Annotated in this window: 8 protein-coding genes; 6 read left to right on the plus strand and 2 right to left on the minus strand. The window is 53.9% G+C overall.

Annotated features, from left to right (window positions below; all coding sequences use genetic code 11):
• Positions 1-3 precede the first annotated feature (3 nt).
• From BLX24_RS19720 to BLX24_RS19740, 5 genes are all read left to right on the plus strand, one after another.
• Positions 4-1233 (plus strand): sulfite oxidase, encoded by a 1230-nt coding sequence (locus BLX24_RS19720; RefSeq protein ID WP_071504916.1) that lies wholly within the window; start codon positions 4-6, stop codon positions 1231-1233.
• Positions 1234-1238: 5 nt separating this feature from the next.
• The gene (locus BLX24_RS19725; protein WP_071504917.1) at positions 1239-1658 is read left to right on the plus strand and encodes a hypothetical protein; all 420 of its coding nucleotides are present in this window, start codon (positions 1239-1241) and stop codon (positions 1656-1658) included.
• Positions 1659-1795: 137 nt separating this feature from the next.
• A complete protein-coding gene (locus BLX24_RS19730) occupies positions 1796-2533 on the plus strand; it encodes a hypothetical protein (RefSeq protein ID WP_071504918.1) in 738 nt (245 codons plus the stop codon).
• Positions 2534-2726: 193 nt separating this feature from the next.
• Entirely contained in the window at positions 2727-3797 is a 1071-nt protein-coding gene (locus BLX24_RS19735; RefSeq protein WP_229201854.1) for a hypothetical protein, read from the plus strand.
• A gap of 33 nt (positions 3798-3830) precedes the next feature.
• A complete protein-coding gene (locus tag BLX24_RS19740; protein ID WP_071504920.1) occupies positions 3831-5210 on the plus strand; it encodes a hypothetical protein in 1380 nt (459 codons plus the stop codon).
• 93 nt (positions 5211-5303) lie between these two features.
• On the opposite strand, the gene BLX24_RS19745 is transcribed toward BLX24_RS19740, so the two are convergent.
• Both BLX24_RS19745 and BLX24_RS19750 read right to left on the minus strand, forming a co-directional pair.
• Positions 5304-6839 (minus strand): hypothetical protein, encoded by a 1536-nt coding sequence (locus BLX24_RS19745; protein ID WP_071504921.1) that lies wholly within the window; start codon positions 6837-6839, stop codon positions 5304-5306.
• A 133-nt stretch (positions 6840-6972) separates the two neighbouring features.
• Positions 6973-11226 carry a hybrid sensor histidine kinase/response regulator transcription factor gene (locus tag BLX24_RS19750; RefSeq protein ID WP_071504922.1) on the minus strand — a complete coding sequence of 1418 codons (4254 nt, stop codon included), beginning with the start codon at positions 11224-11226 and terminating at the stop codon, positions 6973-6975.
• A gap of 207 nt (positions 11227-11433) precedes the next feature.
• On the opposite strand from BLX24_RS19750, the gene BLX24_RS19755 reads away from it, so the two are divergent.
• On the plus strand, positions 11434-12066 hold the full coding sequence (locus BLX24_RS19755; protein ID WP_071504923.1) for a hypothetical protein: 633 nt from the start codon (positions 11434-11436) through the stop codon (positions 12064-12066).
• Positions 12067-12286 lie beyond the last annotated feature (220 nt).

Raw genomic sequence — 12286 nt, forward strand, 5'->3', positions numbered from 1 at the left:
AAAATGAACCATCTTTTCGACCGCCGGGGCTTTTTGCAACGTTCAGCCCTGGCCACCATGACGACCCTGCTCGGTACGGACATTGTGTTTGCCGACCGGATGCCTGCCAATTACCTGCCTGTGGTGTTTGGTACGGAACCAGACCCGATGCCTGCCAAGCATAAGGACATGCTGGTGCTCAACAATAAGCCGTGGAACGTGGAGGCTGTGCCGCATTTGCTGGACGATGCCGTGACGCCGGCCGACAAAATGTTTATCCGTAACAACGGGCTGATGCCGGAAAGCGTCGATGCCGCCAACTGGACACTGACCATCAACGGCGAGTCGGTGAAGGCGCCGAAGACCTATAGTCTGGCCGATCTGAAGAAGAAATTTAAACCCTATACCTACCAGCTGGTACTCGAATGTGCCGGTAACGGACGGGCGAATTATTACCCGAAAACGGCCGGTAACCAGTGGGCCGACGGAGCAGTGAGCTGCGCTGAGTGGACGGGTGTCCGCCTAAAAGATATACTGGCGGATGTGGGCCTGAAAGACGACGCTGTTTATATCGGCTATTATGGCCGCGATCTGCACCTGAGCCTTGATCCGAAACAATCGCCGATTTCGCGCGGAGTTCCTATGCGGAAGGCCCTGGAAGACGAAACCCTGATTGCCTGGGCCATGAACGGGCAGGATATCCCGATGGCGCATGGCTATCCGCTGCGGCTCGTTATCGGCGGTTGGCCGGCCTCAGTGTCGGGCAAGTGGCTGCACACAATCTCGGTCCGGAATAAGGTGCACGATGGAACGAAAATGACGGGCAAGAGTTATAAGGTACCCATCAATCCCGTTGAGCCGGGCTACGATCCGCCGGAAAGCGAGTTCAAAATCATTGAGTCGATGCCGGTGAAGTCGCTGATTACGTTTCCGAAAACCGGGGCAACGGTGCCGGTCGGTCAGGCAATTAGTTTGCGCGGACATGCGTGGGCCGGTGACCGGGCTGTACGTGAAGTCCAGGTCTCGGTTGATTTCGGGGCAACGTGGCAGAAAACAAGCCTGAAAGCGCCGAAAAACCGGCTGGCGTGGCAACAGTGGTCGACCGAAATCCGGTTGCCGCAGAAAGGCTATTACGAAATATGGGCGCGGGCCGTTGACGATGCCGGAGTCGCTCAGCCTATGGTCATGCCGCAGTGGAACCCCGAAGGCTACTGTAACAATGCCTGTCACCGGATTGCCGTTAAACTCGTATAAATGTTATGAGAAAACTGCATGCACTTCTACTAACCCTCGGAGCTGCCATTGGGCTTGCTGCCTTTGTGCAACCGGCTGAAAAAAAACGCGTTGATACAATGGTCGTCCCGGAGATGGCCGTGGCCGATTCCGTGAAAAAAGATCCGGAAACCGGGCTGGCCATAGACGGGCAGCTGATGCTGGTAAAAGCACACTGTACGTCCTGTCATTCACCGAAACTAATTATCCAGAACCGCTTTACGCGGGATGGCTGGAAAGAAAAAATACGCTGGATGCAGCGCACCCAGAAACTCTGGGACTTAGGTGAATCCGAGCCTAAAGTGCTTGATTATCTGGTCAAATATTATGGACCGGAGCAAAAAACATTCGACGGGCGACGGATGCCGTTGAAAGACGTGAAGTGGTACGAATTGAAAAGTAAGTGATTCGTGATCGAGAGCCAATCATACCTCGTAAATCAATTAAGTAAGCAGAATTTGATTAGATTTAGCCAGAGGGCAAAAAGCTGTATTTCAATGGCTTATTTACTCAATCGCACATTCACTAATTCGCTCAGTAACTTATGTCAGTAAAGCATTTTTATCAGACACTCTATCAGGGCGATCAGCTGTTCCGGCTGGATGAGCGCATGTTTTCGGGCATAAATCCGGAATACAAAGGCGCGATTCCGGCGGCGACCGAACCGGTGGCCGGCATGGTACAACCTGAGCTGTCTGAGCCGGTAACGGTCGTTGAACCGGTGACCATTGCGGCTCCGGTTGTGATGGACGTGATTACACCTGAGCCGGTTTCTGTCCGGCCGGTTACCGTCCCTGACGCAGCACCTGAACCGGTACCGATGCCAACACCGGTTGTACGGGTGCAGCCAACGCCGGTTATTGTCAAAGCGCCGGATGCCGCGCCGGTACCCCAACCGCCGGTGGCACAACCTGCCCCCGCTGTCATCAATCAGAAAGTATTGATTCTGGCCGATGAAGAGCTGACAGCCAGCGACCTGTTGTTTCTGGAGAAAATTCTGAAAGCGGTAAACCTCAATCTGGATGGGGTAGAACTCATGAATCTGCACCGGATCGGGCATATTGATTTTGCCGATGTATTGCGGGGGAAATACATTCATCACTTCATTACGTTCGGGGTACCGTTCCGCCGGATCGGGCTTGACATTATGATGGATCGCTATCAGCCGGTTCGCTTTGAGGGTATTTCGTTTTTAATGGCCGACTCATTGCCGACGGTAGAGGCCGACCAGAACCTGAAACGGGCACTCTGGCATTCGCTGAAACGTGTTTTTAGCCTGTAGAGCGCGTTTTTTGGCCCGATATTGGCAGGATTTTTTCATATTTAAGACCAAAAAAGCAGCGCCCGCCATACTGAAAAGCCGCTTACGGGCTGGCTGTCAGGTAATTTAGCCTGCTTTTTGGCGTTATACATAAAGAGCAAATCGGATAGGTAGCCGATACGATACGATGACATTGACTGAACGATTCAGGAATTTGTTTCGACCAAAAGGTAAACAACAAACAGACATACCGGTAGCTGTTGTGGCAGAACCCGCCCCGATGGCTAACACCGTCAGGCCCGTGCCGTTGCCATTTTCAGACAATCGGGAGCCGGCGATGCTGTCTGCCGGTCTGCCGGTCGTAGCCGATACGGTGCCGGCCTGGCTTGAAGATGAGGACCTGCTGCGCGACGAGGCCGTACTATTCGGGTTATCGGAAGCCCGTGCCGACGAAAAGGTAGCGTTAATCAAGCATTATTTTGCCCACCGCACCGCTGATCTGGAACGTACGGTGGAGCGCTATAACGAGCAGATCGGGGAACTCAACCTGTTTATTGAGCAAAAAGAAAACCTGATCGGCGAACTGGAACACAAGCATGCGGGACTCGAAAACCGGCAACCTGCCGAGCATCATCTACCCCGGACGCTGGCCGGCCTCGCCCTTTCGGTGGTAATGTGTGTGGGCAACTACTTTCTGATTGCCGATACCCTGCTGCCTGCCTTTCCGCGTAACAGCGCGCTGATTTCCATCGGTGTGTTTCTGGCGGGTATGTTTAACCTGTTCAGCCGGACTTCGTTTTTACACGAGACCTCCGCACCCGTAACGCCCCGTCGTCTGCTGGAAGAGGTGGGTTTGCCGTTAGCCGCTTCGTTTTTTGTGCTCGTACAAGCCCTGCAAACCCAGCCGGTGCTGAATGCCGTGGCGTTATTCGTCTTTATTTTCTTCCTGTTTTTACTGGCCGGAAAACTACTCTTAGGCACACTGACCGTTCTGCATCGTGACCTGCGTACCTACGCGGCTAACCAGACACTGGTAAAAGACAAACTGGCAAAACTCGGGGCCTGGGAGGCAGACATCCAGCTGTTGAAACGGGAGATCGACTATATCCGGGCGCAGAAGTGGCAGATCCTGCCTGACCTGAACCGGGCCGAAGCCAGTCTCGACCGGTTGAACGCAAGGCGGGATATGCTTGTTAGTCTGTTTATCAGTGAGTTTAATCTGGCGCGGCAGTTAAGATCCCGCCTGACCGAGAAGCAGCAAAAAGAAATTCTCGACGGGCAATAGGGGCGGAGGTGCCGGGCATAATCGCATTATCAGATGGAACCAACACAAAATCAGGACTTTCAACATGGCTATACCAGTGGTGTTGAAGGGGTCGACCGGAGCAATTTTGAAGGCTATCTGTCGAGTCAGGTCAATTACGAATGGCTGACTGAGCAGACCCGCTATACCCGTGACGAACTACAGAAAGTAGAACAAACGCTGGCCGAAGCGACGGAAAACCATAAAACAACCTATAGTCAGTTGCAGGACCATCTCCTGAAACTCAGCGTGCAGTCGGCCCGCACGGAACGGCTGAACAACGACCGGAAGGCGATTGACGATGAGCGTGAACGCCTGCAGGCGCGCCGCGATAAAGCATCGCCCGACTACTCCTTACTGGGCGGATTATTGTTCCTGGTTGCCGGTATTGCCTTTGTGGCGGGTGACCTGATCATTTCGCACGAAATTGTGGCGTATGCCCTTAACATTCGTGATACCAATGAAGCCTGGGCATTTGCGGTAGGTCTGGCCATGGTGTCGATCCTGCTCAAACCGGCCTATGACCGGCTCATTGAAAAACCGTATCAGGAGGAGCCTGAAAAAAATCGCTCGAAATACGAAAAATTCAAGCTGGCGCTGGCCGTTTTCTCGATCCTGACCCTGGCCGTGCTGGGTTGGTTCCGGTACGAAGCTTACCGGACCGATCAGCTAAAGGCGGCGATTAATAAATCGGTACGGCAGCTACAGATTACGGGGGCACCGGTAGATGCCACGGGTGCCGTGCAGGAGTTGAGCCCGGCCGTGATGAGCAAAATAGAAAAGCAATTACAGGAGTCGGAAGCGCTTAATATGGTGCTGGTCAACAGCCCGTGGGCGTTGTTGTCATTTGTGCTGAGCGGGATCTTGTTCGCGCTGGCGGGGGCCGTCTGTCTGGGCATTGCCTTACCGGTCTTGTCGGCCTACTGGTTCCGCTGGTTACAGGCAGATTTGCGGTTCTGGAAGCTACGCCGGCGGATGAAGCGGCTGAACAGGGAACTGATTCCGGCTGAGCAGGAACTAGCCGCTCAGCTAACCCGCAAATCGGTGCTGGAGCATGAACTTGTACTGTTGCCATCGCTCGATGAGTTGAAAGCCAAACAGCACAGGTTACAGGCCGAACTGCGCGACCTGGTAGCCGAAACCCGCATCAGTCAGACCGATAGCCGGATTAATAGCTTCAACGACGGCTATGTGAAAGGAGAGGCCGCCCGGGGAGCTATGTCCGACGAAGAATGGCAACAGGTAAAGGCCAGCTATTTTTCGACGGCGAACCTGGCGAGCCGCGCTAAATCCGCCTCGCCTGAACGGGCTTTTACGGTGAACGGCAACGGTACCAAAAACGGCCTTCGCCCGCATCAGGCCCTGCGCAAATTTATTTCAGAAGACCTCTCGTAGAGACGCAACATCTTGCGTCTCATTTTCGACAGGCAACATCTTGCGTCTCATTCGCTCCCCGAAAGGTTAAAACGCTCGGGGAGTTTTTATGATCTACAGCCTTTTCAACAAACTAACCGCCTCGTGATGAATACGGGGAGCGGTCTCCGGCCCGACTGAGTTAACCTCTCCATAAGGCGACTTCTGAAGCCCGTACGTAAACGGTGATTCGGTATCCCACTGACTTTTCGGGACAATATAACCCAGCTCATCATTGGCCAGCCCCAGAACAAATTTATAGCGACCCTGCATCAGGTTTCGCAGCGGAGGCGTTTCTACTGGCGCGATGCCGAAATCACCTCCTTCGGGCTGTTGCACGCCGCCGTTGGCAATTTCCGGATAAAGCTCACCCGGAATGGTCAGGAAACTGGCCAGTGGCCCGGCCGCCGAATTGATCGTGAAACCAGCCATTTCTGTCCGTAGATTACCCCAACTGCTGTACCCGAATTTCAGCAGGCCGAGGGCAACGCCAAGTTTAAACATGTTGTTGTCGAGCGGCAGTTCAAACGTGTGGGCCAGTAACCGGATATTGATGGTTGAAACAGCTTTGGTGGTATCGGTTTTCAGCGCGTTCAGGGCTAGATTGGCCAACTGCCTGCCTTCTGCATCGGCTTTTTCAAAGGAAGGTTCCAGAATCTGCTTACCAGTCCGCGGGTCCTGTACGGGCTGACTGGGATGGGTCGTCATGAGCCCGCCGACACAGCCGGACGCATAGACGACGGTGCCGCCAAGGTCTTTTTCCAGGTAAGTCCGGACATAGTGCGGGAAGTCGGAGGTGATGTCGAGGTTTTTGCTCCAGAGGGTTTCGGGATGGTTGCCCCAGACAACCAGCGAGCCCAGTGTACTGTCTTTATCGGCCGCCAGCGCCTGCATCATATACAGCCCGGCATCCTTAACCACCGGCTTACGGGTATCTTTGATCAGCGTGTCGGCGCCGGTCAGGTCCTGTACAAAACGCAGCCGGGCCGGTTGCAGGCCATTGGCGGCCTCCGTAACCGCCTTCACCACCTGCTGCTCAATAAAGGCCTGATAGTCGGCATTGACCCCGGTTTTGAACATACTTTCGCCCCACATACCGAGCATGTCCGGCGCTTCGTGGTTATGCGTACTGCAAACGATGCTGTAGGTAATGCCTGCCTCTGCCGGCAGTGCTTTCCGGATGTCGACAACGTTGTTGTGGGAGAGCCCCAGTACATCCACTGCAGCAATGGCCAGCCGTGTTTGCCCGTCATCGATCACGACTGCCCGTACCCAGAGATCGTCGTGGATACCGTTGGCGGGTCGTTGGCTATGAAAACCGGCCAGCCAGAACGCGTCAAATTTACCGTTGTTGTTCCGGTCCTGATAGGTGTCGCCGTCTTCCTCCGAATATTTGGCATCATTGTTTTTATCGGTCCAGGTATCGGGCAGTACGGGTGTTATTTTCAGGGCGGCAAACCCAACTTTTACGTTTTTGGGGGCCGCCGGTTTTATATCAAGGTTAAGGCTGTAGCCCGGCTGCCGGTCACGGCTACGGTATAAAAACGTGCCACCGCAGACAAGCAGCAGCAAGACGATAATCAGCAGAAAAATCCGGAAAAAGGCGCGCATCGGAGCGAAGAGTCAAGGAGTTAGAATAGAGGTAATACGCCGGAACAGGGGTTGCAGACTATTGCGCAAAACGTATTTATCGCAGTATCGGGAAGTTCCTTGCTCAATCTGCCAGGCAATGTTCCGGCAACGCTTAGACGCCGGTAGGTTCTTTGGTCGGGCGTATTTCGCTGGGGTACACGCCAAATCGTTGCTGGAAGATGCGGGAGAAGTAAGAAACCTGCTGAAAGCCCACGGCATAGCAGGCTTCTTTGACCGTAGTTACCTTCCCGTTTTCGAGCCATTCCCTGGCCGACTGCAGGCGTATTTCCTGAATAAACTGATTAGGCGTAAAACCTGTATTGACTTTAATAAGCCGGTATAGCTGGCGTTCGCTGACGTGGATGAGCTCAGCCAGTGAGCTGTTTCTGAAGTCCGTATCCGACAGATTGGCTTGGATATGTTGTTCGAGGGTTATCAGCCAGTTTACCTCCGGTTCGGTTTTGCTTCGGGCAGGTGATTCGCGGTCGTCGGTGGCCAGTTGCCAGGCGTTTTGCTCGCGGCTACGTTCCAGCAGATTTTCTATACGTGTCAGCAACTCATGGCCGACAAACGGTTTTGTCAGAAAATCGGCTACGCCCAGTTCCAGGATTTTTAACCGCAGGGTTGTATCTGTCCGGGCAGTGAGCATCATCAGCGGGATTGTCGTCAGCGTGGGATGACTGCGGAGTTGGCCAATCAGCCCCAGACCATCAAGCTCGGGCATCATCATATCGGTGATAATGAGCTGTGGCAATTCTTCCGGACTGCAATTGGTCAGACAGTCAATTGCCAGCTGTCCGTTAGCGGCTGTTCTGGTCTGATAATGAGGCGCTAATAACGATGATATGTAAGCGGCCATATCCAGATTATCTTCCACAATCAGGATCCGGTCATTTGCAGAAACCGGGCGGATTTTGTTTCGGTGACTGTCGGCACCGGCAGGCTGTAGTGATGTTACCGGTAAGGCCTCCGGTGCAGTGGGTAGGATTGGCGCCGCTACCGGTTGTAGCGGATATGTCAGCGTAAAGGTGCTGCCAATGCCTGGTGCCGATTCAACGGTCAGCTGTCCACCCCAGAGCCGGCAGAAATCGGCAGCAATGGCCAGGCCAATGCCCGTCCCGCCCTGCAACGGAACCTCCGCACGGGTCGACTGGTAGTAGCGCTCGAAGATGAACGGCAAATCGCCGGGGTGAATACCCATGCCGGTATCCTGTACTGAAATCCGGATTGTATCCGGATCTGTGGTCAGGAAAAGCGTAATCTGTCCCCCTGATTTAGTGAATCGCAGTGCATTGGCAATGAGGTTTTTAAGGATCGTATCCACTTTTTCGGCATCCATCAGGCACCATAAGGACGCCTGGCAGATGTCGGTTTTCAACTGGATGCCGTTGTATGCTGCCTGTGCTGCAAACAGGCTAAGCTGTTGCCTGATTAGTGCGGGCACATCGGTTGGCTTCTCCATAAGCAGAATCTGGCCGGCCTCCGCTTTGGTCAGATCGAGCAGGTTGTTTACCAGGCTCAGAAGCTGGTTTGCATTGCGTTTCATGACGGTAAGCAGTTCTGCCGCCGTCGGGTCGGTAATCTGCCGGGCAAGGTAGCTGATGGGGCCCAGCAGCAGGGTCAACGGTGTTCTGAATTCGTGGGTTACGTTGGTAAAGAAGCGGGTTTTGAGTTCGGCGTTCTCCTTAAGGCGGGCCGACTGCTGCTCAATCAGGATTTTGTCGGCTTCAATATGTTTTGTCCGGCGCAGGACCTCGGCTTCCAGCTGTTCGTTTCGGGCTATCAGCTTTTGTGTACGCCAACGGATAAAAAAGGCACCCGCCAACAGAGATACAACCAGGCAAGCCAGGTAAAACCATAGCTGTTGATAGAAGGGAGCCAGGGCTACAACCGGTATAGCTAATACGCCGGTAAGCCATTGGCCACCCGCTGCCTGTACCCGCGTCTCCAGGTGGTATGTGCCGGGGGGCAGGCCGATAATAGGCAGGTCGAGACCAGATTGCACCGCCCACGTATCCTGCCAGCCACGGATCCGGTACCAAAGCCGGGCATTCTTTGTAAACCGGTAATCGGGTATGGCAAAAGACAGCACAAACGACCGGTCGGTTGGTTGGAGCTGAATCTGTTTGTTGGCCAGAAATAGGCTCAGCGTATCCACCATCAGGCCGGTTTTGGTGTCGAGGAGCTGGAAATTAGTCACCAGGAGCGGGGAAGTCTGCGGTATATCCGCACCGACCCGGTCGGGTCTGAAAGCAGTTATTCCATTAAGGCCGCCCAAAAAGAGCTGTCCGTCGCCTGCCTTCCAGCGAGCCATCAGGTTAAACTCTTCGTGGGCAATGCCGTCTTTCGGCAAATAGATCTGCACCTGATGCGGGGCGTTTTTCCGGAAACAGACTAATCCGGCGTTCGTTGGCAGCCAGAGCCGGTTTTTGGCGTCTTCGTCAATGCTGTAGATGGTATTATCCGGTAGTCCCTGCTGCTGCGTAAAAACCTGTGTCTGGCCGGTCCGTTTATCCCAGCGGATCAGCCCTTCTCCCCGCGTAGCCAGCCAGTAGACCCCCGGTTCATCGTGGTCTGCATGGATCCAGTTAATCCGGGAAGCGGGTAGCTGGTAAGGAGCAGGGCGTTGGTCACTGTACCGGGCAACAATGCCGCGGCGTGTATCGAGCAGATACAAACCCGACGAAGCGGCTATCCAGACACCACCCGCCTGTTTGTCAGGAAAAAATCCGTTGATGGCGTTATGGGCCAGTTCCGGAAACCGGTTGTATTGCCTGAAAAGCGAACTTTGCCCGGTTTTCGGGTCAAAAAGGCTCAGGCCCGATTCGGTGCCAACCCAGAGTATCTGCCGCTCGTCCTGCCAGAGGGCATATACGTAGTTAGTGGTTGGAAGCATATATTCACGGCTTGTTCGGGTTCCCGGCTCGATCCGGACAAGGCTGCGGGCTCCCGACCAGATAAAACCATCCTTTCCCTGAAGCATGGGATATAATCCCCGTACGGGGTAGTTGTCGGGATCAGATACACTCCTGAGTGGCGTATACGCGTTGGTGGTAAGGTTGACCCGCTGCGTGGTCGATGAGTTGACCCATAATTCGTTACCCAGCTGAAGAATGCCACGAACCGCGAAACTGGGAAAGGAACTGGATTGGGTGGGCGTATATAAATACCGTCTGAACTGATTTTTTTCGGCTGTGATCAGAAAGAGCCCCTCCGAAGCACCTACCCAGACCGAGCCTGTGCGGTCAATAAATAAACTGGTTAGGCCGGTGGCCGTGGCTAAGGGGGGGCCAGCCGCGCGGTCGTCAAAAATGACTCCCTGCTCCGGGTGCCAGGCAAACAGAACGGTTCTGGTCTTCACCCAGAACAGGTTGCGGGAGGCATCGAAGGTAGCCTGGATATCGGCGAAATTGTCCTGGGCAGATACCTGAAATAAACCCGCCGGTAGCGTAATAGGCAGGCTACTCAGTTCGCCCGTTGGCGATAACCGGTACAGAAGCCTGTCAAGCCGGGTCGGTTCCAGATGAGGCCAGGTAGCCGGAGATTCATAACCCAATACTTTGCGGTAGAGGTAAATTGCGCCCTTTTCATCAACGTGTATGGGCGCTAGTTGAGCCGGTAATGGCCGCTGGCGCAGGAGCTGGCCTTTGGGAGATAGTTCCAGTAAACGGATGCGGTTTGTAATCAGGTCAGACACCGTTGCCAGCAGGGTGCCGCGGCGTGTTTGATGCAAATGCCGCATGCCGGTATGAGCGGGCAGGCGGTATACGAGCCGGACGGAACCGTTGCTGCCGATCTCCCATATACCCGGGTTTTTGGTTCCTGTAACAATATACCGGAGCGTTGCGGTTGCCGGATCGGATGATTCGCGGGTAGCTGGCTGAATGGCTTCATGCTGTAATGGAAAGGCTTTTTTAAAGAGTGAATCAAACAAAACGGGTTGTGACTCTCCCGGAGGCAGTATGGTAATTTGCCGGGATGGTTCCGGGATGCTATTGAAAAACCACTGATTACCGTCTTGGTCCATTCCTGTGACATCAAATACCAGTGTCGATGGCCGCCGCACTACCGGCTTTACCGCAGGCAGAGGCATAAACCGGGTACCATCGAACCGGTAAGCATTCATCATCGTACCGGTCCAGATCAAGCCTGCCTTATCTTGTCCGATGGCCAGCACATTCCGGTTGTCGAAACCCGGCTGTTGCCCGAAGAACTGCATCCGGAAGATGTAATCAGAAGCCGGCGACGTGGCCTGGGTAACGGACTCCGCATAACCTTGTCCCAGAACCAGTGCATGGTGGGTTAGTACGACAAGCAGAAAAGCCAGGCAAGCAGCCTGCCGGCAATAATATAGGAAGTAGGCCATCGCCTGTATGTTTTAACGTTGTTGTTACGGTAACGCCTTTTCTAAGGCTACAATTAGTTACCAAAAGTAAGGAAAGTAACCATATGTTCCTGCGTAGCCGCAGAATCAGTCTACGTTTTTATGGGCTACAGTGCCGGGCGTATTTGCCGTTGGCAATACGGTTTATGTGGCCACTACCGGCGGGTGGCGGTTTGAGCATCTCAACCGATGGGGGGAAATACGTTTATCAACAGAAATACGACCAACGGACTGAATGGTAATTCGCCCAATAAGGTATTTGTAGGCAACAATATTTATGTTGGCGGGAATGGTTTATCCATGTGTGATGAACCACTTCCCTGCTCACTGACCGTGACTGCTGCTCCCGATTCACAAACAATAACCTCTGGCGGCTCAGCCACGCTGACAGCCTCGGGTGCGGATAGCTACACCTGGAGCAACGGATCAACAGATAACCCGCTGGTCTTGACCAATGTTACCTCGGCCACAACGCTCTCGGTAACGGGAGTGACGGGAACCTGTTCGGCCACGGCTTCGGCTACAATCAGTGTAACGGCTGCCTTGTCAGTAACCAGTCCGGCAATCGATCAGCCATTGCTGGTACTGAGCGCCGGCAACTGTCCCGTTACCTTTACAGGACAGGGGTGGGGCAACCGATTTGTCATCACCAGCAACAGCGGATATGTGTTCAGTACGGTTTTCCGGAATTTTAGTTTGGGCAACAACCTGACGGCACCGGGCATCAACAAGCCGGGCACGTATACGGTAACGGCCTATGGCGATCCCGGACAAACCCCGGTTAGTTATTCGTTTTTAGTGACCGGAACGGGCTGCAACTGATCGTGCTGAATCGCTTATAATGCCCCTAACCCGCATTGGTTGTCACAGACACCATAGTCTCGGGTTGGGGCATTTTGCGTTTATGATCATACCGTGGAAAAGGTAGGGTTGACAGTCATTTCCGCACAAAACTCTGTGCGAAAAATAACATGCTGTGCGGTTTCGCACAGGCAATAAGTCTCTTGGTTGGTAGAAGTGTGCTGATAATTAATGTATTATG

This window comes from Arsenicibacter rosenii (assembly GCF_001870735.1).
Lineage (GTDB): Bacteria > Bacteroidota > Bacteroidia > Cytophagales > Spirosomataceae > Arsenicibacter > Arsenicibacter rosenii.

Bases quoted from the DNA above. Each gene is read 5' to 3' on its own strand.
- BLX24_RS19720 (WP_071504916.1), top strand. From the start codon at position 4: ATGAACCATCTTTTCGACCGCCGGGGCTTTTTGCAACGTTCAGCCCTG.
- BLX24_RS19725 (WP_071504917.1), top strand. From the start codon at position 1,239: ATGAGAAAACTGCATGCACTTCTACTAACCCTCGGAGCTGCCATTGGG.
- BLX24_RS19730 (WP_071504918.1), top strand. From the start codon at position 1,796: ATGTCAGTAAAGCATTTTTATCAGACACTCTATCAGGGCGATCAGCTG.
- BLX24_RS19740 (WP_071504920.1), top strand. From the start codon at position 3,831: ATGGAACCAACACAAAATCAGGACTTTCAACATGGCTATACCAGTGGT.
- BLX24_RS19745 (WP_071504921.1), bottom strand. From the start codon at position 6,839: ATGCGCGCCTTTTTCCGGATTTTTCTGCTGATTATCGTCTTGCTGCTG.
- BLX24_RS19750 (WP_071504922.1), bottom strand. From the start codon at position 11,226: ATGGCCTACTTCCTATATTATTGCCGGCAGGCTGCTTGCCTGGCTTTT.
- BLX24_RS19755 (WP_071504923.1), top strand. From the start codon at position 11,434: ATGGGGGGAAATACGTTTATCAACAGAAATACGACCAACGGACTGAAT.